This window comes from Microbacterium sp. CGR1, assembly GCF_001266755.1.
In the GTDB taxonomy this organism is placed as follows: Bacteria; Actinomycetota; Actinomycetes; order Actinomycetales; family Microbacteriaceae; genus Microbacterium.
Genome location: NZ_CP012299.1, coordinates 1,763,321 through 1,789,563 on the forward strand (window position 1 = coordinate 1,763,321; position 26,243 = coordinate 1,789,563).

Consider the following 26,243-nt stretch of genomic DNA (forward strand, 5'->3'; position numbering starts at 1 on the left):
TCCGACCTCAGAGCTTGATCTCGATGTTGACATCGGCAGGCAGGTCGAGACGCATCAGCGAGTCGACAGCCTTCGGCGTCGGGTCGACGATGTCGATCAGACGCTTGTGGGTGCGCATCTCGAAGTGCTCGCGGCTGTCCTTGTACTTGTGGGGCGACCGGATGACGCACACGACGTTCTTCTCGGTCGGAAGGGGCACGGGGCCGACGACTGTTGCGCCCGCACGGGTCACGGTGTCGACGATCTTGCGTGCGGACGTGTCGATGACCTCGTGGTCATACGACTTCAGGCGAATGCGGATCTTCTGTCCCGCCATTGTCTGCTCTCTCTCTTTAAGCGTCTTACCGACCTGGGCCGGGTGACCCAGGGGCATTGGACGCACGTCGGCGCTGTTCGCGCCTCGGCACTCGAACGGCTCTCGCGAGTCGATCTGCTGCACCACTGTTCTGCTGTCATCCCGCACGCCTCGGCGAGCGGATGTCCGACCTCCGCCGCGCACGGCGAAGCCCTCGTGATGAAGATGTCGGGATCGTTCTGCCACCCGCGGCCTAGGTCCCTGCGCGTCTGCGCCGCCTATGCACTGTCGTGATGGTGATCCGGCTGACGCTGAGCGCGCCGGAATGTCGAACCTGTCTATTCTGCCACGGCCGATTTCACTTGCGCAAACCCGGGCGTGTCGCAGTCGCTGAGCATCCCCTGAGTGCGCACCCCAGCCGTCGGATCGGCGCCTCTGATCGACGCCGCCGACGACCCCTCAGCGCGCTGAGGAGAGCGGGGCGAGGCATCCCCATGCCTCGCCCCGCTTGGGGAGGGCGTTCAGTGCGAGGGGGCACACCGAACGCGAGGACTCCGGCGTGAAGGGACGCCGGGTTCCTCGACCGAGGGCGCGGCGAAGAGACCGCCGCGCGGGCGGGAAGACGTCTGAGCGCACAGAGTGCGCGCGTCGCACGATGATCCCCAAAATCGTTATCCCCAGTTTGACGCGGCGAACCGCGTGAATTCGGGAAGTCGAACCCCTTCGACATCCCTGATCGCAAGTTCCCCAGGCGATCGTCATCCATTCTAAGGGAACCCGGACGTGAAACGCGATACCGGCGGGCCGAATACTTGGTGCCGCACGCAGAGGAGCGGCGACTCCCCCGTGGGGGGAATCGCCGCTCTGCGTCTCAGACGCGTGGTCTCACTCATTGCCGACGGCCTTGTCGGCGCTGTCGCGGATCTCGTCGATCTTGTCAGCGGCACCCGGTGCGATCTTCTTGGCGAAGTCGGCGACGCCGTCGAGCACCTTGTCGCTGATGTCTTCCGCCTGCTCGCTCTTCACTGCCTCGGCGATCTTGTCCTTGTTCTGCTCGTACAGATCCTTGCCCTTGTTGACAGTCTCATCGATACCCATGCGGGCCCCCTTGTGTGCGATCAGTGCGACGGATCCCCGACGCACGTTCATTCTGCACGCAACGGGTGGTCGGCGGAAGACGTTCGGACGGGAACGTCCTCCGAACACGACCCCCGCGGCTGCGACACCGACACTCGAGCGGAGGATGTGCGGCTACGACTGCCAGTAGTTCTTCTTGAACACGACCTGCTGCACCCTGATACCCGGATTGAGAGCACGGATATCGGCATACAGGCGCAGCGGACCCGACAGGAAGTACGGCAGCGTGTAAAGGCCGTATGTCGGAGAGTTCGCTGCGGTTGCCTTCGTCGCCGGGACCTCGAGCATCGGTTGCGGGGATGTGCTCACAACCCCTCCGCTGCCATTGAGGGTCTGTGCCACGACGCGGACCTGGAATCCCTTGGTGACCCCGGTCGCCGTGAGATAGAGCGAGAGCTCGCCCGTCTCCTTGATGGTCGCGCTGCTCTCAGCCAGCCAGAAGGCACCGGGGGCAACCGGTATGCGAGCCCACGCCCCCTCCGGCAAGACAGCGTTCCACGACAGTGTCGATGACTTATGGGTGGGCACAGGATCCTCCGCTGGGGGCTGGTAGGGACCGGTTTCGACGTAGTTCTCGAAGTCGACCGAGTTGGTGAATCCCAGCTGGAGCGGCGTGCCACCGATCCAGAGGGAGACGTGGACATGGGGGCCGTAACCGGCATCGCTGCCGAAACCGGACGCGCCCGAGTAGGCGATCACCTGTCCGCGAGCGACACGTGCACCCAGGGGAACCGTGCTCGACTGCAGGTGCAGATAACGGATGTAGTTGCCGTCGTCGGCCCGAAGCGCGAGGTAGCGTCCGGTCGCGGTCGTCGTCGAATCCTTCCGATCGACGATCACTCCGTTCGCGGCCGCCCGGATCTGCGTGCCGGTGATCACCGCATAATCGGTGCCCGGCTCGCCCGAGGGCGGATTCCGCTTCTTGTGCCCTTGCCAGGAGCTTGAGATGCGGACGTCTCCACACGGCCGAAGATAGGTCCCCGCCGCGGTCGCGCTGAGACCCGGCGAGAACAGGTCCCACCCCACGGCGGAAGCCCCGACGACCCCGCCGGCGGCGATCAGCATCGCGCGCCGAGAGAGGAGCGGCTGTGGTGAGCGGCTGGCCGAGGGCTCAGCGTCCCCCGCGTCGCACACTAGCGGTCGCCGCCTTCGTTCTCGCCGCGGATCAGGTTCTCGATCTGCTCCTCCGGGAGTGGCTCGAGTGATGCCGACGACATGCCGAGCTCAGGCGCGGAGGGCGAGCCTCCGATCGTGCACTGGGCCTGCGCCTCGAGCCCGGAGGCCTGCGCCGGAACCAGCACGAGCCATTCTGGAGCGACCGACCGCTTCTCGATGCGGGTGTCTTCGATGGTGAAGGCGACGTCGGCGGGGAATGCCGAGAGCGTCGCGTCGATGCAGATCTGCGCCAGCTCTCCACTCTCGAAACCACCGAAGCCGTCGGACGGAGTCTCCGTGGGCTCCGGGCTGACCGAGGGGTCGGGAGTGGGGTCTGCGGCCGACGGGCTGGGATCGGGAGTCGAGGCCGTCGAGGTCGGCACCGGGCTCGACGCGCTCGGCAGCGCAGCGCAACCCGAGGCACCACCGACGAGGAAGACGACCAGAGCACTCGCGGCGACACACCGAGCAAGGGGGGATCTCATGATTTTGAATGTACCCAGCGCCTGGCCTCAGCCGTGGATGCGACGCGGACAGTCGCGGGGAATCTTCGCGACGATCGCTCAGTGCGCCGTGGCACCGGGGGCGACGACCGTGCGGACGGTGCGGAACAGGATGATGAGGTCCTGCATGAGCGACCAGTTCTCGACGTAGTACAGGTCGAGGCGGATGGTCTCCTCCCACGACAGCGAAGAGCGTCCACTCACCTGCCACAACCCGCTCATGCCGGGCTTCACCAGCAGGCGGCGATGCGCGAAGTCGTCGTACAGCGCGACTTCCGTGGCGCGCTGAGGCCGTGGACCCACCAGGCTCATGTGCCCGAGGAAAACGTTGACCAGCTGAGGCAGCTCGTCGATGGAGTGCCTGCGGAAGAAGCGTCCGACTCTGGTGATGCGCGGATCGTCGTTGATCTTGAACAGCGGCGTTCCTGCATCCCCCTGCAGATCGAGGAGGGTCGCCAGCTGGTCGTCGGCATCCGCCACCATCGATCGGAACTTCAGCATGCCGAAGGTGCGCCCTCCGCGGCCGATCCGTTCCTGACGGAAGAAGATGCCCCCGGGTCCGTCGATACGGATCGCGATGGCGGCGATCAGGAAGACCGGCGACATGAGGACGAGCAGCAGCGAGGAGCCGACGATGTCGAAGGCCCGCTTGAGGAAGCGCTTGGCGCCTTCCATCCGCGGGAAGTCGACGTGCACGAGAGGCAGACCGGCGACGGGCGTCGCATGCATGCGAGGTCCGGCGATGTCCGTGAGCACCGGGGCCATGATGAGCTGGATGTCGCGGTCGGACACCGAATACCCCAGGCGGCGCATCGTCAGTGGGTCGAGATCATCGGACCCGACGATGATCAGCGCATCGAAGCGCACCTCGTCGAGCACTCTCTCGACGTTCGCGATGTCGCCGAGCACCTCGAAGCCCGAGATGTCCGCAGCGGAGGTGGTCTCGGTGATCACTCCGAGGATCTCGTACCCGCTGCTCTTGGCACGCCGGATCTCGCGCCCCACGAGGGCGACCTTCGACGGCTCGCCGATCACCACCGCCCTGTGCAGATACCGCCCCGTCTTCTGCCGCCCACGCAGCCACTGCCTGCACATCCACCGCGACAGGAGGAGCAGCACGAGTCCGAGGGGGAAGACGACTGCGACGAGCGCGCGCGAGAGCTCCATGCCGAGGAAGAACGCGATGGCGACGGTGACCGCGAACACGGCGACCGACGCGTTGACGATTCTGCGGTACTCATCCGCCCCGTGCCCCACCGTGTGACGGTCGCGGGAATCCGTCACGTCGAGAGCTATCAACCACAGGATGCCGATCAGCGCGAGCACCAGGAGATACGACACTCGGGGCCCGCCGGGCCAGGAGACACCAGTCAGCAGCCCCGGAAGCACGATAATCGCCGCGATGATGAGTGCGAGCAGGACGACGACGACGTCGTTGTAGAAGAGACGACTCGCGTAGAGCCGAGTCCATGCGACTCGCCGGGCTTTCTTCATCTGCACCGGGGCGGTGTTCCTCGGCTCACGCGCGGCGCTGGAGCCACCGTGCTCGAGTTGAACGACGACGACACTCACCCCCCTTGACCGCGCTGACGTCAGAACGCGTGCAAGTATATCGGGCTGCCGCCGAGCCGGGGATAGACCTCAGCCGGCGCAGTCGTCGGTGACGACGGGCTTCTCTCCCCGCACCATCGGGTTCGTCTGCACCGCGAGCGGTCCGTAATCGCCGTCTGATCCGACGAACGTCGCCGTCACGTCGATCGAGTCCCCTGGGTCGAACCACGCCTCGAACGCGACGACCGGTCGGCCGAGGTCATCGATGTCGCGGTGCATGACCGACACCTCGTCGCCGTTGAAGGTGGCGTCGCTCAGCGTCGTTCCCGGAGGACCGTAGATGAAGATCCAGTCACGGAACCGGGCGCCGAAGGTCATGCTCTGCACATAACGGGGCAGCGCCTCGGCCTGACGTTGGGTCAGCGGTAGCGTGAGCGAACCCGTGGCTGTGAACGTCGTGTTGCCCGCCTCGCAGATCGCCGTGGCCGTCGTCGCGGTCTCCGTGAAGTAGTCGATCTTCGAGCCGTTGCTGTTGTTGAAATAGATGCCGACAGTCGTCGCATCGGAGTTGTCCGTCGGAAGAACGCCGCTGATCCTTTCGCCTTCGATCGCGGCGGCGACCTGAGCGTCATCACTCCAGGCGAGCACGCTGCCCTGCGACGCGCTCTCCGTGATCGCCCACATCATGTCCTTCAGATCGAAGTCCCCGGACGCGATCTGGTCGAACACTGCCGCGGCGGTGTCGGCGAAGAATCCATCGACGAGTTCGGGTTCCTTGTAGGAATCCCAGCGTCCGTAGACCTCGCTCAGCAGCAGCGAGACCGCGTTCTCTTCGGAGAGGACTTCGCCCGAGGCCAGCTCGATCGGACCTGTGGCCTTGAGGATGCGCGACAGCGCCATCGGATCGATCGAGACCACGCCGGCGATCTCGTCGTCAGCGATGTCTCGCTGCCACCAGGCGCGCATGATCTTCGCCGCGGTGGGGAAGTCGGGGCGACTCATGCTCGTGTTGATGTGGTCGACGAGGTAGCTCGTGTACAGCTCGATGGCGCTCGGGGGGACGTCGACGTCGACCGCGACGCCGTTCTGGTAGTTGCCGCTGTCGCCCTGCGCGCCGATCGAGATCGTGCCGTTCTCGACCCGCACGAGGGTCTGCGCGGCAGCACTGCCTCCGAGGGCGAGTGTCTCGGCGTTGTTCTGGAAGACGAGCAGATAGTTGCGCGCGCCTTCGCCTCCGAGCAGCGTCGGGAGCACTCCGATCATGGGGGCGGCCGCCGACATCACCTCGTCGACCTGGTCGACGCCCTCGCGCACGACCGACACGAGGAAGGGAGACTGCGAGACGGACTCCAGCCCGTCCGCGAGCTCGGTGAAGTGCGTCGCCTGATCGTCGGTGGCCTCGAGCAGCCGCTCCGTGATCGATCCCGTCGAATCCTCATCGCCCATCACGGGCAGTGCGACACCGTTGACGAGCGCGTCGAGCGACTGTGCCGCGAGGCGCACCCCCTTGAGGTTGTCGCCCACAACGGGGACCCACTCCAGGACCCACCACACCGGATCGGATGCCGCGGCACCGGCGCTCGCAGCGCTCTCGGACAGCTCGGGGAGGACCTCGTCGACCTCGGCGCCACCGTCCTGGATCTGACCGATGAGCTCTTGGCTCTGGATCAGCCCGTCCTTCACGGTGATGGCGCGGAGCCCGACCCAGCACACCGCGAGGAGGAACGCTATGACGACGAGAGCGAGAATCACCCAGACACGACGTCGTCGACGCTGACGGCCCGACTTCTGCTCGTCGATGCTCTGCGCATCCTGACTACCTGCGCTCATGGTCGACTTGCCTCTCGTGCTGGAGTGATCTGGTGAATTGTACTGGCGACACCTGAGACCGTCTTCGCGGCGCTCACTCCGCTTCCGATGAGATGAAGATCGGAGACGCGCCGAGGGTCAGAGTGACCTCGCCACCCTCGGGGACGATCGACTGCGTCTGCCCGGACATGTCGGTGACCGTCACGGGGACGTCGGACGCGAAGGTGTGCTGCACCTCGCCCTGCTTCGCCCACGCGATTCGCGTCTCGTCGCCTTCCGTCCCGAACACCTCCACCGTGGTCGTGTCGTCGGATTCATCCGAGGCGAAGGCCTTGTCGCGGAGCTGTGTGATCATCAGAGCCTGAGCGAAGGCCCCGGGCTTCGGAGCCAGAGCGACGACGTCCGGGCGCGGCGAGTTCTCGTAAAGGCCGAAGTTCGACTCCCCCGCGGCGGGGTCGGCAGCGTCGTTGACGAGGTCGTACCAGAAGTACTTCTCCACGCCGTTTGCAAAGGCAAGGGCCTGGTTGCGCACCATCATCTGCCCCTGCTCGAGCACGGAGACCCCGTCGTAATGCGTGGGGAATCCCATCTCGGTGACCCACACAGGCCGCGTCTCCCCCGCGAACTCCTGCATGTCGGCGTAGGACTGCTGCACCGTGCCGGCGATCAGATCGGCGTCGCGATTGATCCACGACTCGTAGGGGTGGTAGCTCGCCGCGTCGGTCACGGCCATGCCGCCGGCCTGCCAGAACCCGGTGAACCACTCGCTGTCGTAGAGGGCGGTGGAGCCCGTGACGATGGGTAGGTCCGGATACGCCGTGCTGACGTGGTCGCGGACGGCCTGCGCGATCGGCACGTAGCAGGCGGGCGCCGGCCCGCAGGCCGTGTCGTTCTCGCGATGGTTGAACTCGTTCAGGACTTCGAGACCGACGAGATCGAACCGGTCGGCGACGGCCTTCGCATAGGCGCCGTATGCCTGGATCGCCGCCTCGTTGCCCGGCGCCTTCCTGGCACCGTAGAGCCTGTTGCCGTACACGACGAGGCCCAGCAGCTTCACGTCGTTCGCGTGCATGCGCTCGAACTCGCGCACATAGTTCTCGTCCCACACGTACTGGCCGGCGACCTTCTCGTTCCGCTCCCACGAGATGTCGTTGCGCACTTCGGCGAAGCCGATCGCGGCCGCCAGAGATCCGGTGCCGATGAAGGCCTCCTTCTCGACGTGCGCTCCCACGCCGAAGCGCCCGTCCTGGCTCACGGAGAAGCCGTCGGTGTCGATCACTGCGACGTCCGTCTGGATCTTCCGCCCGGACGAGTCGTTGACGGCGACGGTGTAGTGCCCCTGAGTCACGCCGGTCAACGGCAGGGCCGAGAGAGGGCCTGCGGACCCGAACTCGCCGGTGATCGGCTCACCGCCGGCCGTCGATGTGGCGCTCCACTGCACGGGCCCCTCAGCGAGAGAGACGGCGAGCACCGCGGATTCATCCGTCATGACGAGTGAGTCGTTGACGATGCCCGCCGGAGTCTGCACGGCTTCGAAGGAGCCGTTGGGCACGAGGTTGTCGGTGCCGGCCGCGGTGATTGACACGTCGTCGATCCCGAACCCGCGCACGGCACCGGAGAGCACGACGTCCAACGTCGATGCGGCGGGCTGATCGGCCGTCGAGGTGAACGGGAACTCGATCGTCTCCCATTCCGCATCCAGCTCGGGAAGCGTGAAGGTCTGGCCTCCCGCGGTCAGGCGAACACCGGTCTCGGTCTTCTCCCCTGCGAGCACCCGCACCGAAGCGGTGAGCGTGTATTCCGTGTCCGGCGCGAGTGCGACGGGAGCGGTCGCGGCGACGATGTCCGCATCATCAGCCGGGGCATCCACTCGCAGAGACACAGCGCCCTGCGCGGCGTCGCCAACTTCGGGCAGAACCGTGCCGACCACTCGGCGGTCTGCGAGTGTCCATCCGTCGACCGATGCGCGTGCCACATTCGTCACCGGAACCACGGCCGGCGACTCGGTCACGACCGGCTCGGGAGAAGCCTCAGGAGAGGCATCGGCGCGAGGCTGCGCCTGCTGCCCGGAGATGACCATCGCAGCAGCGGCACCTCCTCCGACAAGGAGCACGGTGACCGCGCTCGCGATGATGATCGTCTTCTTCGTCGCGCGCAGCGCCATCATGCCCTTCCCCCGAAATGTTCGGTTTACAACATATCGGGTCGAAGTCGAGACGAAGCTGACAGCCCGCGGCGGCTCGCGCTCCGAGAACTTCCCTAGACTCGACGCATGCGTGCAGAGGCTCCACCGACATGGCGCGCCCGCGTGCCCTCTGGTGCGAGGTCGACGCTGTGAGCGGTGTGCTGGTGCACGAATGGCTCGCTCCGAGAGGCGGCTCCGAGAACGTCTTCGAGGCTCTGAGCGAGGTGTTCCCCGACGCCGCGCGCTATTGCCTGTGGAACGACAGCGAGGGCCGCTTCGTCGTCGACGGCGAGACCTGGCTGGCTCGCACACCGCTGCGCGGACGCAAGGCCGCGGCGGTCGGGCTGATGCCGCTCGCCTGGCGGACTCTCCCCCGCGTCGATGCGGAGTGGATACTCACGAGCTCGCACCTCTTCGCGCACCACGCGAGATTCGCGGGCGCCGGGCGCAGCGCTCCGAAGCTCGTGTACGCACACACCCCGGCACGCTACATCTGGAACCCCGAGCTCGATGTGCGCGGCAACACGTTCGCCGCGAGGGCCGCTGCGACGCTGCTGAAGGGGCTGGATCGCCGGAGGGCCCAGGAGCCCGTCGCGATCGCCGCGAACAGCGTGTTCGTGCAGAAGCGCATCGTCGAGGCATGGCATCGCGAGAGCACGGTGATCCACCCTCCCGTCGATGTGACCGGCTTCCTCCGCGCACCTCAACCGGACGAACGGGATCAGGACGCGCTCGCGCAGTTGCCCGAGACCTTCCTCCTCGGCTTCTCGCGGTTCATCCCCTACAAGCGACTGGATCTCGTGATCGAGGCCGGCATCGCCGCCGACATGCCGGTCGTGCTCGCGGGTGCGGGACCGGATGAGGATCGTCTGCGCTCGTTCGCCGAAGAGCGCGCGCCGGGTCGGGTCTTCTTTGTGAGGTCGCCCGGAGCGGAGCTCTACCGCGCGCTGCTGCAGCGCTGCATCGCGCTCGTCTTCCCTGCGGTCGAGGATTTCGGCATCGTCCCGGTCGAGGCCATGGCGGCAGGTCGACCGGTGATCGCCGCACCCGTGGGCGGTACGACCGAGACCATCGTCGAAGGCACCACCGGCGCCTTCGTCGAGAGCTGGACGCGCGACGAGCTGCGCCGAGCCGTCGAGGTGGCCGCCGGTGTCTCACCCGACGCGTGCCGCGCGCAGGCGATGAAGTTCTCCGAAGCGGTGTTCGCGGATCGCATCAGGGAGTGGGTGGCGGAGTCGGTCGATGGCGCACACTCGTCGGAAGCGAGGAGCGCATGACCGTTCTCGTGGATGACCGATACCGCGGCGCACACGGCATCGGCCGATACGCCGCGGAGGTCCTCCCCCGGCTGAGCCTGCCCTGGAAGCCCCTGCACCTCGCTGGCACCCCGTTCTCCGCGGTCGATGCGTTCCGCTCGGTGGGTGCCGCCACCGCTCCCGACGCCCTCGTCTACTCGCCCGGCTATGGCGCGCTCCTGCGCGCTCGAAAGCAGCTGCTCACCCTGCACGATCTCATCCAATTGAGCAGTCCGGGGCTCGGAGGGTGGAAGTTCGCCGCCTACTACTCCGGCCCGGTCAGGAACGTCGTGCGCAGAGCCGGCGTCGTGCTGACGGTCTCCGAGACATCGGCTCGAGCGCTCCGTTCATGGGTGGACGACGACGACGTCGAGATCGTGAACGCGGGCAACGGATGCTCGGATGCGTTCCACCCGCGCGCAGGCACGTCGGAGCAGTCCGACCCCTACGTCCTGTTCGTCGGCAACGGCCGTGCCCACAAGAACCTCGACGTCGTGCTCGACGCCCTGGCCTCGGCGCGCGACGTTCGCCTGGTCGCCGTCGTGCCCGAGCGCGAGATCGCCGACCTCGACGCCAGGGCGGCGTACCGGCGCGTCGACACGAGAGTGCGCTGGGTGAGTGGCGTCGACGACGAGAAGCTGGCGGACCTCTACCGGGGCGCCGCGGCGACGGTGATGCCCTCGACCCTGGAAGGGTTCGGTCTTCCCGCATTGGAGTCGATTCGCTGCGGAACGCCCGTCGTGTACTGGGCCGGGTGCGAATCGGTCGCGGAGATCGTCGAAGATCGCGGTCACGCGGTGACCTCCCCTGACGATGCGCAGGAGTGGGCGAGCGCGCTGACCGAGGCAGTGGCCACCGAGCGACGGGTCGTTCCGCCCGACGGCTATGACTGGAACCGCACCGCGGCGATCATCTCGGACACGATCACCAGACTGCTCGACTGACTACGCTCTGCGTCGCCGGACCGACCGGAGAAACTCCTCCAGCGAATCGGTCTTGTGCTCCCACGAGGCGGAGGACGCGGCCTGTCCACCGGCACGATTCGGTGACGGGTGCCCCAGGGCGCGCTCCAGCGCGGCGTCCGCGTCACTGACGTCGGTGTACACCTCGATGCCGAGATCGGGTGAGGCGCGGATGCCGGGCGTCTCACGCGCCACGACGGCGAGACCTGCCGCGAGATACTCGTAGAGCTTCATCGGGCTTCGACCGGCGTTGAGGGGACTGTCGGACAACGGCAGGAGGCCGACGCGCGCCGTGTGCAGCAACGCCGGAACGTCGGTGTAGGGGACGGGGCCGACGACGTCGACGTTCGACGGCACGGGCCGCGGCGGTCGGCCGTCGGGGCCGGCGACGACGAACTCGACCTCTGGCAGCGCTCGGGCCCAGGCCTCGACGCGCTCCCAATCGAAGCGATCGTCGAGCGCCCCGACGTAGACGCACCGCGCCGGACGGGGACGAGCCTCGGCAGCCGGCTGTGCGAAGCGCGCGACCTCAGCCCCGTTGCCCAGCACGAGCGAGGGGACGTGCAGCGCTCCGAGCCCTCGCAGGACCTCGTCGGAGGTGGCGACGACACCGTCGACCTCGGCGAGTATGCGCCGCTGCAGCGCATTCTTCAGCCCACCGGGGTACAGATCGGTGGGTCGATAGATCACGCGTTCCGAGAGCGATCGCACGGAGCGGTCCCAGAGCAGTGGCTGATCGATGAGCACGGCGTCGAATCCTGCGGAGATGCCCTGACGCTGCAGCATCCGAGCCACACTGGGGGCTCCGACCGGCGCCGGCAGGATCGTGCGCGGGACGACCTGGAGGACCCCGTCGTCGTCTCGCCGAGCGCGACGCGGCACGCGTGCCAGCTGCTGTCTGTCCACTCGTCCGGTCAGCCGATGCACGAGGGAGATCGGAGTGCTCAGATGCACGACGTCCGCTCCACGCCGGGAGAGCACACGGGCGTAGTGGTGACTGCCGACCCGGAAGGCGCCGAACGGATGGCTGTGCGAGAGGAACAGGATGCGCGCGGGCGAGGCGCCGGCTCGCCCCGTGGCATCGGTCATGCTCGCGCCCTGCGCACGGCGTCACGGATCTCGTGCTGGATGCCCTCGAGAGTCGCCGCCGCGTGACGCACGCGTTCGGAGACCTCCGATGCGCGCTCCGGCGTCGGCAGAAGCGCAGCGAGCATACGAGTCGGATCGCTCGCAGACGAGTCGACGGAGACGCCGTGCAGTCCGATGGCGGCGAAGGCCTTCGTGATCTTCATCGTGGGGCCGGGAACCAGTTCGAGCGGAACCGCCCCGCTCAGAGCGGCGAGCACGAGCACATGCATGCGGTCGCTGATGACGATCTGCGCCGCGTCGTAACGTTGCCGGAGGCGCTCCTCCTGAGCCAGCGGATCGGTGTCGCCCCAGGCCTCGAACTCACCACCGAGCAGCTGTGCGAGCTCTCGCCCTCGGCTCTCGTCCTCCCGCACCTGGACGACGGTGCGGATCGAGAGCCCGGCGCGCTCGGCGGTCTCACGCACCGCGCTGACCCACTCCGCATCCGGCAGCGGGCGGGCGCCGCGCAGACTCACCAGCAGCTCGGAGCGCTCGCCCCACGGGAGTCCGAGGCGCGAGCCGGCGGAGAATCCGATGTCCGGCGCGAGCCGACCGCATCGCGCGGTCCTCAGCGTCGCCTCGTCGCGCCACAGCGTCACCTGCGAGAGACGAGCTGCCAGGCGATGAATGGCGAGAGCGGGCTGCGACGGCGCGCGGATACCGCGCGGCGGACGGACGACGATCCCTCCCTTGAGACGGACGATGAGGGTCTCGACGAGGAAGACCAGCTCTCGCAGACCGTTGCCTCGGTCGAGAGGGATCTCACCGGCTTCGAACACCAGCACGGGGCGACGAGGAGCGAAAACCAGCAGCCGGAGCCAGCGCGGCACGGATTTCTTTGTCCGCAGCACGATGGCCTCAGCAGGCAGGCCCAGCTGCCTCAGCCACACATCGGGCGCATCCCCCGTGTACGCGACCAGCTCGTCGCTCGTGCCCATCGACCACTCGAGGGTCTCGCGGCGGATCAGCGCGTCACCGATGTTGCCGGCGGGGCCGGTCAGCGACACGAAGGTTCGGGTCGCTCGGGACGCCTTGGACGGTCGTGAATCCCGGCGGCGCATGAGGCACATCTCCTCGCTTCCCCGAGGGGAGCTGTTCTCGGATGCCCCTGGCAGCGAGCACGCTGTGACGATCAGGGGATGATGGTTCCGGTTCCGGGGTCTGTGCCGGTGCCCGGGTCTGTGCCGATTCCAGGGTCCGTGCCGGTGCCTGGGTCCGTGCCGGTGCCCGGGTCCGTGCCGGTTCCAGGGTCGGTCGGCGGCGCCGGTGTCTCGGTCTCGCCGGGAGGCGCGGGGTCGGACGGAACGACCGGCTCGGGCTCCGGCTCGCTCGGCTGCGAGGGCCGCGGGACAGGCGGCGACTCCTCGTAGTCGGGTTCCTCGGTCTCGACCGGCAGCACGCGCGTGACGGTGACGGGGGCGCTGACTCTCACGCCATCCTCGTTCTCGGCGGTCACCGTGTAGACGACGGCCTCGGTCGCGCAGGAGAAGGGAACGGCTCGGTCGGTCAGATTCGCCGGCAAGGCTGCAGCGAGTGGGAGCTCGAGCGCGTCGACCTGCGTCTCGGCCGCTGCGATCGCGACACTCTTCGCGTCATCGATCTGCCAGCTCAGCAGCACCTGTGCGTCTTCGGCCTCCTCGGAGGCGCATTCGACTGTCGCGGTATTCGCGGTGAAGCTCTTGATCACGGGGTCCGCCGCAGGAGTGGACTGCTGCGGCGTCGGTCGCGTGGACGGTTCGGCTCCGGCCGGTGCCGCGACGCTGCTGAGCGTGCCGATGATCGCACCGGCGGCGACCGCGAGCAGCACGGCGACCCCGGAGAGCACCATCAGCAGGGCGCTGCGCTTCCTCGTGCGCCTTTCGGCCCGACGGTGCCTGTCGCGCCGGGCGAGAGCGCGCGGCTCTCCGGCATCGGAGGAGATCGCGGCCGCCGCGGGCGCGCCGCTCGTCGACCGAGCACCCTGCGGGTCATCAACGTCACTGGCATCGAAACCGACGGCCACGGGGGCGTTCTTCGTCGAGGGCCTGGGCGCGGAGGCCGCACCCACGGCGCTGGACCCCGGGTTCTTCGTCCAGTCGATGTACTCGGCGATGACGTCGTCGGTGGGGCCGTCGGCGATGAGCTCGCCCTTGTGCACCCACAGCACCCGCTCGCAGGTCTCCTTCAGCGAGCTCGTGGAGTGGCTGACGATCATCACGAGACCGGCGCTGGCACGCAGCTCGTTGATGCGCTTCTCGCTCTTGGTCCGGAATCGCCGGTCTCCCACCGCGAGGGCCTCGTCGATGAGGAGGATCGAGTGCGCTTTCGCCGATGCGATCGCGAATCGCAACCGTGCCGCCATGCCGGATGAGTACGTGCGCATGGGGTGGTAGATGAAGTCGTTGAGCTCGGCGAAGTCGGCGATCTCGTCGACGTGCTCGGCAGCTTCCTCAGGTGTGAAGCCCATCGCCAACAGCCCGAGGCGGATGTTGTTCTCACCCGAGAGCTCGGGTACGAGAGCCGCGTTCACACCGAGGAGCACAGGACGCTCTCGGGCGAAGATGCGCCCGTCCGAAGGCGGAATCAGCCCGGTCATCGCCCGGAAGAGCGTCGACTTGCCAGAGCCGTTGTGTCCGACGACGCCGATCGACTCGCCCTCAGAGGCCGTGAAGCTCACTCCTCGCAGTGCGGGGACGGTCTGAAGGTCTCGTCCCCCCCTGAGCGAGCGCAGGCTGAACATCGATTCGCGGGTGGTCATCCGCTTGCCCGATGCGTAGACGCGATAGTTGATGTGCACATCGTCTGCCACGATCATCGCTCGGGGCGCGTGATCGTCGATGGCCGGCTTCTGGCCGGGGAGAAGAAGATCAGTCACTGAGGCCATACTTCGGTTCGGCTTGCCAGAAGTAGATGATGCCGCCGACGAGCACCACCAGTGCCCAGATCGGAGCAGCGACCCATACGAGCAACGGAGCCGTGTACCCATCGAGCAGCACGTCACGTGCGATGGCGATGAACTCGTAGATGGGGTTGAGGTGCACGATGGTCAGTAGCGTCGGATAGTCGGCGAGCGCTCCGTCGACGTCGAAGAAGATGCCGCTGGCGTAGAACAGCACACGGGTCACGATCGGGATCAGCTGCTGCACATCTCTCGTGCGCACAGAGATCCGAGCGACGATGAGAGCCACCCCGAAGTTGAACACGCCCATGACCGCGAGGACCGGGACGATGAGCAACCATGACCAGGAGATCGGCTCGCCCAGGATGAGCAGAAGGATGCCGAGGAGCAGAACGACGGGAATCATCCGCATCGCCTGCTCGACGATCACCGAGAGCGGGAGCAGGACGCGCGGGAAGCCGAAGCTCTGCACGAGCTTGCTGTTGCTGGTGATCGCCTTCGAGCCGTTGCCGAAGCAGCCTGTGAAGAACTCGAAGACGAAGACGCCGACGATGAGGAACTGGACGAAGTTCTCGGGCCGGGCGGCGCCCGAGAGGATGAAGTGGAAGATCACGCCGTACGTGATCGCGAGCGAGAGCGGTTTGAGGACGATCCAGAGCACACCGAGGCGATTCGGCAACAGACCCGAAATCAGGCGACTGCCAGCCAGCCGCACTGCGAACGCGCGAAGTCGCCATGACTCTGCCAGATAGCCGCCAAGCCGAGGGCGGGTTCCCACCTCGGTCAGACCGGCAACCGCGGGCGCAGCGATCGCTCCCATTCGGATTCCTCTACCTCTCTCTACCCTGACGCGAGACGTCCAAGAGCCAGGGCGGCATATCGGAACATGCTACCCCAGCGACTATCCGTCGTCTGAGCGTCGGTCAGTCGCGGCCGTAGATGTCGCGCGTGTAGATCTTATGGGCGACGTCGTCGAGCGCATCGGTCGAGCGGTTGGCGATGATGACATCGGCCCGGGACTTGAACTCGTCGAGATCGCGCACGACCTCCGAGTGGAAGAACTCGTCTTCGTCGAGTGACGGCTCGTACACGACCACCTCGACGCCCTTCGCCTTGATGCGCTTCATGATCCCCTGGATCGATGACGCGCGGAAGTTGTCCGACCCCGACTTCATGACGAGGCGGTAGACGCCGACGGTGCGCGGCTTTTTGGCGAGGATGTCGGTGGCGACGAAGTCCTTGCGGGTGCTGTTGGCGTCGACGATCGCCGCGATGAGGTTCTGCGGCACCTCGGAGTAGTTCGCCAGCAGCTGCTTGGTGTCTTTCGGGAGGCAGTATCCGCCATAGCCGAAGGAGGGGTTGTTGTAGTGCGACCCGATGCGCGGGTCGAGTCCGACACCCTCGATGATCTGCTTCGTGTCGAGCCCGTGCACCACCGCGTAGGTGTCGAGCTCGTTGAAGTACGCGACTCGCAACGCCAGGTAGGTGTTGGCGAAGAGCTTGATCGCCTCGGCCTCGGTCGACTCGGTGAGCAGCACCGGCACGTCGGTGGCGATCGCGCCCTCGAGCAGAAGGGCGGCGAAGCGCTCCCCCACGGGGCCTCGGTCTCCGACGACGATGCGCGAGGGATAGAGGTTGTCGTGCAGCGCGCGCCCCTCTCGCAGGAACTCCGGGGAGAACACGATCTTCGACTGCGGATGCTCCGCCTTCATACGCGCGGTGAACCCGACCGGCACGGTCGACTTGATCACGATCGCGGCGTCGGGATTCACCGCGAGCACGGTGTCGATGACGTTCTCGACCGACGAGGTGTCGAAGTAGTTGGTGACCTCGTCGTAGTTCGTCGGCGTCGCGACGACGACGAACTCGGCATCCCGGTAGGCGGAGTCGGCATCGACCGTCGCCGTGAGGTCGAGCTCGTGCGTGGCGAGGTAGTCCTCGAGCTCGACATCGGCGATGGGCGAGACTCTGCGGCTGAGCATCTCGACCTTCGCGGGGTCGATGTCGACGGCGAACACCTCATGGTGCTGGGCGAGGATGACGGCGTTGGACAGGCCGACGTATCCGGTCCCGGCGATGGCGATCTTCATGCCCTCAGGCTATCCCGGCCCACGGATAGACTCGTGCGCGATGACACCGCGCCCTCAGCTCACCATCGTCATGCCGGTCTCGGGTGACGACGCGACTGTCGCGACGGCTCTCGAGAGCGCGCTCGCGCAGAGCCTCGTCGACATCGAGATCGTCTGCGTCGACGACGCGTCGACCGACGGCACCGCCGCCGTGCTCGAGCGATTCCGGCGACGCGACCCGCGCGTGCGGGTCGTGCGCCATGAACGCAATCTCTCGGCGTTCCAGGCGCGCCGCACCGGCGTCCTCGCGGCGAGCGCCGATCGTGTGCTGTTCCTCGACGGCGACGACGAGCTGACGCCGGATGCCGCGGCGATCGCGGTCGCGCAGGCCGAGGCGACGGATGCCGACATCGTCGGTTTCGGCGTCACCGTGGTCGAGCGGGACGGCCGCACCGGCAGTCCCTACGAGGTGCGGCTGCAGCCTCCGCAGCGTCCGTTGACCGGCCACGCCGTGCTGAGCGGGCTCTTCCCGGTCGGCAAGCCGGCTCAGGGCCAGCTCTGGCGATTCCTCTTCCGCACGCGTATTCTGCGCGAGGCCTACTCCCTGGTCCCGGAAGACCTCGCGCTGGCTCGCGTCAACGATCTTCCGCTGCTCTTCCTCGCGGCGTCGCTCGCGACGAGCTACACCGCTGTTCCCGACAAGCTCTACCGCTACCATTTCGGGCGCGGCGGCAGCGGACACCGCGTCGACTCCGTCGAACGGGCCCGGTTCTACACCGGGGCGATCGACTCGGTCGATGCGATCGGACCGGCCGTCGAGACCCTCTCCGCGTCTCATGCAGACCCCGGCCTCGTCCGCGACACCTACGAGTCGGTGCGGCTGTCGATCATCGGATACGTGTGCTTCCAGCTCGTCGAGCACAGCGACGATGCCGTACTCGACAGCGCCCTCGCGCACCTGCACACCGTCGCCGGCGGTCAGGACATCGTGCACGCGGCCGCGCGGTTCTACCCCGGCACGCTCACGGCGCTGAAGTTCCACACGACGTGGCAGCGCCTGCCCGAGCGTCCGGCGCGCAGCATCCTGCTCGTCACGTCGACTGTGCGCACGGGGGGCGTCTCCGCGGTCCTGACCTCGCAGGCGCGTTTCCTGCACGACGCGGGTTACCGTGTGACCGTCGTGGCGCGCAACGGCGGGAGCGACACGAGCGTACTGCCCGCCGGCATCCCGTTCATCGAGCTGGCCTCCCGTCAGCTCCCCGCCCAGCTCGCGCAGTGGGCCGAGATCTGCCGAGCGCATAAGGTCGACGTGATCATCGACCACCAGGTGCTCTACATGGACACTTGGCCGGAGTTCGCGCTCGTCGCCCGCGCCGAAGGTGCTGCGACCATCGGCTGGCTGCACAACTTCGTCGCCCGCCCCGTGTACGACGGCAACGACCGGCTGACACTCATCGAGCGGTGCAGCCCGACGCTCGCCCAGCTCGTGACGCTGTCGCCGCTCGACGTCGCCTACTTCCGGCTGCGCGGCATCGAGCACGTGGCCTACCTGCCCAATCCGCCGTCGCCGCTGATGCTCGAGTCGGCAGACCGCAGGAGCGCGAAGCCCGCTCCGTCCGACCGGCTGCGACTTGTGTGGTGGGGGCGGCTCGAGCAGCGGACCAAGCAGGTGCGCGAACTCGTCGAGGTGGGCGTCCAGCTGCGTGCTCTGGGTGTGCCATTCGAGCTCACCATCATCGGCCCCGACTGGGACGACGTCACCGCGAAGAAGCTCAACGCGCTCGCACGGCGGCGAGGAGTCGGCGACGCGGTCGCCGCCGTCGGGCCGCTGCGAGGGGCTGCCCTGGTCGCCGCGATCGACTCGGCGGATGCCTTCATCTCGACGAGCATCATCGAGGGGTACCAGCTCACGATCGCCGAGGCACAGGCTCGAGGCCTGCCGGTGTTCATGTACGAGCTGCCCTGGCTCACGCTGGTGCAGGAGAACCGGGGCGTCGTCGCCGTGCCGCAGGGCGATAGGCGCGGGCTCGCCTCCCGACTCGCGGAGACGTTCGAGGATCCGGAGCGCTATGTGCAGCTGTCGCTGGCCTCGTCGGATGCTGCGTCACGGTCGCGTGAGTACGACTTCGCACAGCTCTACCGCGAAGTGGTCACCGGTGCGCTTCCGCCGAGGTTCTCACCGCAGCCGACGCTCGACGATGCCAGGCAGCTGCTCGGTCTGCTGGTGTTCTTCGCCCAGCGCGCCGAGGGCCGCACCGTCGCATCCGCCGATTCATCGACGTGGGGCACGCGCGTCTGGCAGTCGGCAGCACCGCTCGGGCGCGCGACGCTGCGACGGGTGCCCGGGCTGCAGCCGCTCGCGCACCGCGCGAAGAGATGGCTCGGCGCGCGCTGACCTGTGATGTCCGGCGTTACGCCACAGCATCCATCGCCGCGTGGATGCGCGCGGTCAGGCCCGCGATATCGACGCGAGCGGCGTCCACCGCGGGGGCGAGCGTCGGAAGGTGAGTCTCGAATCGACGGGCGAAGTCGTCGAACTGGTCGTACCCACCTACGAGGGCGCCGAGCCCCACCGCCGTCAGCAGGCGGGAGATCTTGTTCGGGTCGCTTCCCGAGCCGATCGGATGAGCGCCTTCAGTCGCGCCGATGATGAGGCCGTGTGCCCGGTCGCTGATGACGGCGAGCGACTGCCGGTACACGGCGCGCACGTATTCGTCGAGCACGTCGTGCCGCATGCTCGAGGGCATCACGTACTCGCCGCCGAGAGCGCGCGCGAGGTGAACGCCTCGTGGCGCGTCACGCGCCACCTGCGCCACGGTGACGATTCGGGTCTGCGTCGCAGCTGCGAACGCGCGGACGGATGCGAGCCACTCCTCCCCCGGCCACGCCCGGTCGAAGCGCATCGTCACCGCGATGAGCGGCCGCCCGGCAGCCGGCGCCCACTCGTCGACAGCCGCTCCCTCCGAGTACGCCCAATCCGGCGCGAAATCACCGAAGCCGGCGCCGTCGCGAGACCCCCGGTCCCGCCACGACATCACCGGGGCCTCGCGCATGACCGGGTCGAAGGCGACACCCTGCAGTTTGTCGACGTTCTTGATGCCGAGGCCGGCGAAGATCACCGTCCCGCCCGCGTCGAGAGCGCGCGCACACTCGGCCGCACGTGTCGGAACGGGAAAGTGGCCGGTACGCGGATTGATCTCACCGGCGTTGAACGCCAGCACCGGGCGAGCCGTCGCGGCTTCGGCAGCTGACCACTGCGCTCTCGCGCTGTAGATGGTGAGATCGGGCGCAGGTGCGAACCCCGCCATGAAGTCGCTCGTCGCTTCCCCGAGGTGCAGGTGCACATGCCGCCCCGGGCCTCGAAGTGCGGCGAGATACGCCAGCCGCAGGGCAGAGTCGCCGAGGTTGTCGTCCTGCCCGCTGAGATGGGCGAAGACATGCTGAGTCGGTTTCACAATCACTGCACCCCACTATATGGTGGCTCTGTGTTCTCCGTGCCCGTTCCCAGGACCGGGGCAGCGACTGAACAGGGCGCGACCGAGGCTTCCGTTCCGACGGTGCTCGTCACCTCGCGTCCCCCGCGATATCGGGTCGACTACGTCGACCAGCTCATCGGCGACGACTCGGAGGGGCGGGCGCCGAAGGATGTCGTGCTGGAGTTCCGCACCGACCCGTTTCGCGCGCGTGGGGCGGATGTGATCCATCTCACCGACATCTCGAGCGTCCTCGGAGACCGCAGTGCTCGCGACCGCACGAGGCGTGCGAAGCGCTTCATCCGGCTTCTGCGGCGCCGACGCATCGCACTCGTGCGCACACTCCGCGGCGAGGAGGCGAACGGCCCCGACTCTCGAGCAGAAGTCATCGTGGACGGCGCCGCGGCTGCGGTGCTCGCTCTGCACCCCACGACTGCGGCGGATGGCCGATCGGCGCGGGTCGTCGCCCACAGCCACATGCGGGACCGGTTCCTCGGCTTTCCTCGGCAGGAGTCCGTGCCAGGGCGCGTGCTGATCACGGCGGTCACCACGCTCCATCCGACATGCCGAGCCGCTCTCACGGTGTTCGGCCTCGCAGACCTCCCCGCGTGGACGCTGCGCGTCGCAGGCAAGGTGCCAGTCGAACACGAGGCAGCGTACATGCGAACCCTCGCGGACCACCCCGACTCGATGTCACTCCGTGACGAACTCCTCTCCGATGCCAGCTGCGTCTCCGAGGTGAGTCAGGCCGAGATCGTGATCGTCGGAGCGGCCGAGGCCTACGAGTCCCAGAGCATCCTCATGCTCGCCCTGTCCCTGGACCGGCCGGTGCTCGTCGAAGACACCGAGCAGACGCGGTCGCTGGCCGAAGAGGTCGGCCCCTCCTGGGTGCGGCGTCACAGCGGCCCGTTGACGGCCGACGAGCTCGAGAAGACGCTCGCTTCGTTCCGAGCGGATCCCCCCACCGGCCGACCCAACCTCGAATCGCGGGCACCCAACCTGATCAGCGCGCAGTATCGCGCCGTGTATCGCGCCGCGGCGGCAGCGCGCTGACCGCCACCCGATCCCATGACGACGCCCTCGACTCCCCTGGTCTCCTTCATCATCGCTGCGGACGCAGACTCGGACGCCGTCGATCGCAGCATCCGCTCCTGTCTCGCGCAGTCGCTCACCCGGATCGAGGTCGTGTGCGTCCGCGCAGGCGCTGCCGGCTCCGGCGCGTTGACCCACTTCTCCGACGAACGCGTCGTCATCATCACCGAGCCGTCGGATTCCGCTCACGCGCAGCTGCGTCGGGCCGGCATCGACGCTGCGCGCGCACCGTATGTGCTGGTGCTCGAACCTGGAGACGCAGTGCAGCGTGGCACGGCGATGCGCCTTCACCGCCGCGCAGTGGAGTCGCGTGCGCAGCTCGTCGGGTTCCCCCTCCCGGCGACGAAGGGCGCCCGCTCCCGTGTGAAGCGCACCGTCGAGGCCCGCCCCCTCCACGGAGTCGACATCCTGCGCAGCCTCGTTCCGCGAGACACAGAGGCGGAACTGGACATCTCACGTCACCTGTTCGAGACGAGTCTGCTCAGACAGGCCTACGCCGCGACCGCCCCCGACCACCCGCTCGATGACCGCGCGACCGTGCTGCTCGCCTATGCATCGGCCACATCGTACGCAGCTGTCAGCACGGTCGAGTATCTGCACCGGTCATCCCGTCGCGACACCGAGAGTGAGCCGGAGCACCGCCTCGATCGGGCGCTGCATCGCATCGCGTCGTTCCGGGCCATCGAGGCGATCATCCGGGAGCAGGCCCGTCACAGCTCCTACCCCGAACCGCTGCTCGACGGCCACACCGCGGGCTACCTCACTGCCATCGGGGAAGCGCTTGACGCCTTCACCTCACTGCCGCCGGAGAGGCGCGCCCGCGGGTACGAGGCACTGCGTGCCTGCGTCACCGACCTCGACCTCATCTCAGCCGCCGTGACGTTCGCTCCCGACACGATCCCCGCGCTCGTCGCTCAGGGGGAACGCCTCGAACTCGGTCGCACTCCGGTGCACAGCGTGCTGTTGACGACCAACGTCCTGACCACGGGCGGAGTCTCCGGTGTGCTGCTCGCGCAGGCGCGGATCCTGATCGGAGCCGGATATCGGGTGACGATCGTCACACACCGCGCGGGGAGCGCCGAGTCGCTCGTGCCCGAGGGCGTGACGCTCGTGCAGCTGACCGGCACCAGCCGACGTCAGCGCGTGATGCAGTGGGCGCAGCTCTGCCGCCGCTTCGACGTCGATGTGGTCGTCGATCACCGCGTCCTGTACTCCCGGGATTGGCCGTCGTTCGCACTGGCTGCCCGCACCGCGGGGGCGGCGACCGTCGGGTGGATGCACAACTTCGCCGGGCGGCCCACCTACAACGGAAACGACCTGCAGACGCTGTTGCACACCCACCTCCGGGCTCTCGCACACCTGGTGGTGCTCTCGCCGCTGGATGTGGCGTTCTGGAAGCTGCGGGGCATCCGTCATGTCAGCTACCTCCCGAACCCACCGTCGCCGTTCCTCCTCGACGCCGGCGAAGTGCGCGGCCCGAAGCCTGCGCCGCTCGACCGGCGACTGGAGCTCGTCTGGTGGGGCCGGCTCGAGGAGCACACCAAGAAGGTCACGCAGCTCGTCGAGGTCGCCGCGGCACTGCAGCGGCTCGGAGTCGACTTCCGCCTGCGGATCGTCGGTCCTGATTGGGCCGATATGAGTGCGGATCGGCTGCTGGCTCTCGCCGAGGCCCGCGGCGTCGCGGAGCGTGTCGAACCCATCGGCCCCCGGCACGGTGCCGATCTGCTCGAAGTGATCGACTCGTCTGATGTCTTCGTCAACACGAGCATCATCGAGGGTTACCCTCTGACGCTGCCTGAGGCGCAGTCGCGCGGTCTTCCGATCGCGATGTACGACCTGCCGTGGCTCTCGCTCATCCAGGGCAACGACGGAGTCATCTCCACCCCCCAGCAGGATCCCGAGGCTCTCGCCGGGGCGATCGCCGACCTCGCCGTGGATCCGGCGCGGTACGAGGCGATGTCCCGCGCCTCGGTGGCAGCTGCTGTCGAGGCGACTTCGCATGATTTCTCCCAGCTCTACCCGCAGCTGCTGCGCGGGGAGCTCGCGCCGGAGCTCTCCCCAGAGCCGACGCTCGAGGACGGACGCAAGGTGCTCGAGCTGCTCGTCTTCTTCGCCGAGCGAAGCACGCCGCCCCCGCGTCCCGCACCGGCCCGGTCCACGACGAGGGCGGCCGCGCTCCCCGCTTCATCGCGGCCGGCTCTCGGAATCCGCATCGAACGCGTGCTTACCCCCATCGGCCGTCGCGTTATCGATGCGGCCCCCTGGCTGCGACCGGCGGCGACGAACGTTACACGCATACTGCGGCGCCGATAACGAGAGATCACATGACCGCGACTCCCCTCGTCTCCATCGTCGTCCCCGTCTTCAACGACGCGGACGTGATCGCCAGCGCACTCGACAGTTGCGTTCGACAGACTCTCGCAGCGATCGAGATCATCGTCGTCGACGACGCGTCGACAGATGACACCGCCGCGATCGTCGAACGCTACATCGCGAGAGACCCTCGTGTTCGGCTGATCCGTCACGAGAAGAACGCTTCGGCGTACCACGCACGTCGCACCGGGATCCTCGCGGCGAAGGCGGACCACCTGCTGTTCCTCGACGGCGACGACGAACTCGCCGGCACCGCAGCCGAGGCAGCGGTCGAGAAGGCGACGGCGACCGGCGCGGACCTCGTGCAGTTCGGCGTCGAGGTCGTGCAGCTCGACGGTCGCACCGGCGGGCGGTTCGAGGCGCGCCTGCAGCCGAAGCACTCGTCGCTCGCCGGAAGCGATGTGCTCCGCAACCTGTTCCCACTCGATCGTCCCGCCCAGGGGCAGCTGTGGCGGTACCTGTTCCGTACCCGCCTGCTCGTCGATGCCTACGCGCTCATGCCCGCAGATCTCGTGCTGCCGAGGGTCAACGACCTGCCGATCACTTTCCTCGCCGCAGCGCTGGCCACGCGCCTCGAGTCGATCCCGGACCGTCTGTACCGCTATCACTTCGGGCGCGGTGGCAGCGGTCAGAAGGTGCGCGATCTCCGCACAGCATCGTTCTACGCGGGCGCCATCCGATCCATCGATTCGATAGAGCCGGCGGTTCGACAGATCGCCAGCACCAGCACGGACTCCGATCTCGTCCTCACGAGCTACGCGTCCGTCCGACGCGCCATCATCGGCTACACCACGCGCTATCTCGCGGAGCACACGCGCTCGGATCTGCAGGGTGCGATGTTCGCCGACCTGTACACGCGGGCCTCCGCCAGCGACATCGTGCAGTCCACCGCGCTGCACTGGCCCCAGGCGATCGACACGCTCGCCGCGCACGGTGACGCGATCGACCTCGCAGCTCGGCCGGTGCGCAGCATCATGCTCGCAACGAACCATCTGCGCACCGGCGGGATCTCGGGCGTCGTGATCTCTCAGGCGCGAGTGCTGCAGGAGTCCGGGTTCCGGGTCACGGTCGTCGCGCGTGAGCCGGGGAGCGACCTCTCCAGCCTTCCGGCAGGGGTGGGGTTCGCCGAGGTGTCGACTGACACTCTCGGCGGCGCGCTCGCGCAATGGGCCGAGGTATGCGCGCTCCACGAAGTGGATCTCGTGATCGATCACCAGTGGCAGTACTCGACGTCATGGCAGGCCTTCGCCCTCGCGGCGCGCGCAGAGGGCGTCGCCACCATCGGCTGGTCGCACAACTTCGCCGGTCGATCGCTGCTGCTCGGTCTCGCACGGCTCGAATCCGCCCCGCGCTACTTTCCCCTGCTCTCGCATCTCGTCGTCCTCTCGCCGCTCGACGTCGCATTCTGGAAGCTGCGGGGGATGCCGCGTGTGTCCTACCTGCCCAATCCGCCGTCCTCGAACCTGCTCGCCGCGGGAATCGTGGCCGCGCCTAGGCGAGCACCTGCGGGCCGTCGGGCCGAACTCGTCTGGTGGGGGCGACTGCAGGCACGCACCAAACGGGTGAGCGAACTGATCGACATGGCCGAGCATCTCGATCGCATGGGTGTCGACTTCCGCCTTCGGATCATCGGTCCCGACTGGCGAGACATGACTGCCGCGCAGCTGAACAGAACGGCCAAGGAACGAGGACTGGGCAACCGAGTCACGGCCGTAGGACCGCTTCGTGGCGACGCGCTCCTCGCGGCGATCGACTCCGCCGATCTCTTCGTGAACACCAGCATCATCGAGGGCTACCCGCTCACCATCCCGGAGGCGCAGTCGCGAGGTCTCCCTGTCGCGATGTACGACCTGCCGTGGTTGGCCGTGACCCGCGAGAACGGCGGTGTCGCGACGACGAGATGGGGGGATGCCGAGGCGCTTGCCCGACGTGTCGCCGAGATCGTGGCTGATCCGACCCGCTACGCACGCATGTCGGACGCATCGCTGGTCGCGGCCGAGCGCGAACTCTCCCACGACTTTGCGTCCTGGTATCGCGGACTCGTCTCCGGCACGCTGCCGTCCGAGCTGTCGCCCGAACCGACTCTCGCCGATGTCCGGCAGATCGTGGACCTGTCCATCATGTTCGCCGAGCAGCATGCGGCAACGCGCTCTCCTTCGCGCAGCACGAATGTGCGCAGTGGCGGCGAGGACTCCACGACGAGCAGCCGGGGCACGCTCGCACGACGCCTCTCGCGCAAGACGATCCCGGCGGCGCGGGCTGTGCTCGCGCGCGCGCCGTGGCTGAGACCCGCCGCCGAGCGTGTGCGGCGTGCGATCACCTCCGCATGAGCGCGGAC

19 protein-coding genes are annotated in these 26,243 nt (G+C 67.7%); 6 read left to right on the forward strand and 13 right to left on the reverse strand.

Annotation, left to right across the window (positions count from 1 at the left end):
• Positions 1 to 7: 7 nt before the first annotated feature.
• The 7 genes from rpsJ to AKG07_RS08610 form a co-directional block, all read right to left on the reverse strand.
• Positions 8 to 316 (reverse strand): 30S ribosomal protein S10, encoded by a 309-nt coding sequence (gene rpsJ / locus AKG07_RS08580; RefSeq protein WP_017201594.1) that lies wholly within the window; start codon positions 314 to 316, stop codon positions 8 to 10.
• Positions 317 to 1,180: 864 nt separating this feature from the next.
• Positions 1,181 to 1,393 (reverse strand): hypothetical protein, encoded by a 213-nt coding sequence (locus AKG07_RS08585; RefSeq protein WP_053099214.1) that lies wholly within the window; start codon positions 1,391 to 1,393, stop codon positions 1,181 to 1,183.
• A 153-nt stretch (positions 1,394 to 1,546) separates the two neighbouring features.
• Positions 1,547 to 2,497 carry a M23 family metallopeptidase gene (locus AKG07_RS08590; RefSeq protein WP_150115097.1) on the reverse strand — a complete coding sequence of 317 codons (951 nt, stop codon included), beginning with the start codon at positions 2,495 to 2,497 and terminating at the stop codon, positions 1,547 to 1,549.
• Positions 2,498 to 2,565: 68 nt separating this feature from the next.
• Positions 2,566 to 3,072 carry a hypothetical protein gene (locus AKG07_RS08595; RefSeq protein ID WP_150115098.1) on the reverse strand — a complete coding sequence of 169 codons (507 nt, stop codon included), beginning with the start codon at positions 3,070 to 3,072 and terminating at the stop codon, positions 2,566 to 2,568.
• Between the two features lie 78 nt (positions 3,073 to 3,150).
• Positions 3,151 to 4,584, reverse strand: coding sequence for a sugar transferase (locus AKG07_RS08600; protein WP_150115189.1), 1,434 nt, complete (start codon positions 4,582 to 4,584; stop codon positions 3,151 to 3,153).
• Between the two features lie 147 nt (positions 4,585 to 4,731).
• The gene (locus tag AKG07_RS08605; RefSeq protein ID WP_053097490.1) at positions 4,732 to 6,471 is read right to left on the reverse strand and encodes a DUF4012 domain-containing protein; all 1,740 of its coding nucleotides are present in this window, start codon (positions 6,469 to 6,471) and stop codon (positions 4,732 to 4,734) included.
• Between the two features lie 73 nt (positions 6,472 to 6,544).
• Entirely contained in the window at positions 6,545 to 8,617 is a 2,073-nt protein-coding gene (locus AKG07_RS08610; protein WP_053097491.1) for a glycosyl hydrolase, read from the reverse strand.
• 128 nt (positions 8,618 to 8,745) lie between these two features.
• On the opposite strand from AKG07_RS08610, the gene AKG07_RS08615 reads away from it, so the two are divergent.
• Together AKG07_RS08615 and AKG07_RS08620 are read left to right on the forward strand one after the other, a co-directional pair.
• Positions 8,746 to 9,912, forward strand: coding sequence for a glycosyltransferase (locus AKG07_RS08615; RefSeq protein ID WP_233277348.1), 1,167 nt, complete (start codon positions 8,746 to 8,748; stop codon positions 9,910 to 9,912).
• On the forward strand, positions 9,909 to 10,874 hold the full coding sequence (locus tag AKG07_RS08620; RefSeq protein WP_053097492.1) for a glycosyltransferase family 4 protein: 966 nt from the start codon (positions 9,909 to 9,911) through the stop codon (positions 10,872 to 10,874). Before AKG07_RS08615 ends, AKG07_RS08620 begins: the two co-directional genes overlap by 4 nt.
• Here AKG07_RS08620 and AKG07_RS08625 read toward each other — a convergent pair whose 3' ends face one another.
• From AKG07_RS08625 to AKG07_RS08645, 5 genes are all read right to left on the reverse strand, one after another.
• On the reverse strand, positions 10,875 to 11,981 hold the full coding sequence (locus AKG07_RS08625) for a glycosyltransferase family protein (RefSeq protein WP_053097493.1): 1,107 nt from the start codon (positions 11,979 to 11,981) through the stop codon (positions 10,875 to 10,877). It abuts the gene before it with no gap.
• Positions 11,978 to 13,081 carry a polysaccharide pyruvyl transferase family protein gene (locus tag AKG07_RS08630; RefSeq protein WP_053097494.1) on the reverse strand — a complete coding sequence of 368 codons (1,104 nt, stop codon included), beginning with the start codon at positions 13,079 to 13,081 and terminating at the stop codon, positions 11,978 to 11,980. Before AKG07_RS08630 ends, AKG07_RS08625 begins: the two co-directional genes overlap by 4 nt.
• A gap of 71 nt (positions 13,082 to 13,152) precedes the next feature.
• Positions 13,153 to 14,874 (reverse strand): ATP-binding cassette domain-containing protein, encoded by a 1,722-nt coding sequence (locus AKG07_RS17940; protein ID WP_233277349.1) that lies wholly within the window; start codon positions 14,872 to 14,874, stop codon positions 13,153 to 13,155.
• Positions 14,867 to 15,718, reverse strand: a complete 852-nt coding sequence (locus AKG07_RS08640) for an ABC transporter permease (protein WP_053097495.1) — start codon at positions 15,716 to 15,718, stop codon at positions 14,867 to 14,869. The genes AKG07_RS17940 and AKG07_RS08640 overlap by 8 nt, the downstream gene beginning before the upstream one ends.
• Before the next feature lie 103 nt (positions 15,719 to 15,821).
• Positions 15,822 to 16,988 carry a nucleotide sugar dehydrogenase gene (locus tag AKG07_RS08645; protein WP_053097496.1) on the reverse strand — a complete coding sequence of 389 codons (1,167 nt, stop codon included), beginning with the start codon at positions 16,986 to 16,988 and terminating at the stop codon, positions 15,822 to 15,824.
• 40 nt (positions 16,989 to 17,028) lie between these two features.
• On the opposite strand from AKG07_RS08645, the gene AKG07_RS08650 reads away from it, so the two are divergent.
• A complete protein-coding gene (locus AKG07_RS08650; RefSeq protein ID WP_053097497.1) occupies positions 17,029 to 19,362 on the forward strand; it encodes a glycosyltransferase in 2,334 nt (777 codons plus the stop codon).
• Positions 19,363 to 19,378: 16 nt separating this feature from the next.
• Here AKG07_RS08650 and AKG07_RS08655 read toward each other — a convergent pair whose 3' ends face one another.
• On the reverse strand, positions 19,379 to 20,428 hold the full coding sequence (locus AKG07_RS08655) for a hypothetical protein (RefSeq protein WP_053097498.1): 1,050 nt from the start codon (positions 20,426 to 20,428) through the stop codon (positions 19,379 to 19,381).
• A gap of 24 nt (positions 20,429 to 20,452) precedes the next feature.
• Here AKG07_RS08655 and AKG07_RS08660 point away from each other — a divergent pair, with 24 nt between their 5' ends.
• The 3 genes from AKG07_RS08660 to AKG07_RS08670 are packed head-to-tail and all read left to right on the forward strand — an operon-like array spanning position 20,453 to position 26,235.
• Positions 20,453 to 21,493, forward strand: a complete 1,041-nt coding sequence (locus AKG07_RS08660) for a hypothetical protein (RefSeq protein WP_150115099.1) — start codon at positions 20,453 to 20,455, stop codon at positions 21,491 to 21,493.
• A gap of 15 nt (positions 21,494 to 21,508) precedes the next feature.
• The gene (locus tag AKG07_RS08665; RefSeq protein WP_053097500.1) at positions 21,509 to 23,845 is read left to right on the forward strand and encodes a glycosyltransferase family 4 protein; all 2,337 of its coding nucleotides are present in this window, start codon (positions 21,509 to 21,511) and stop codon (positions 23,843 to 23,845) included.
• A gap of 11 nt (positions 23,846 to 23,856) precedes the next feature.
• Positions 23,857 to 26,235, forward strand: a complete 2,379-nt coding sequence (locus tag AKG07_RS08670; RefSeq protein ID WP_053097501.1) for a glycosyltransferase — start codon at positions 23,857 to 23,859, stop codon at positions 26,233 to 26,235.
• Positions 26,236 to 26,243 lie beyond the last annotated feature (8 nt).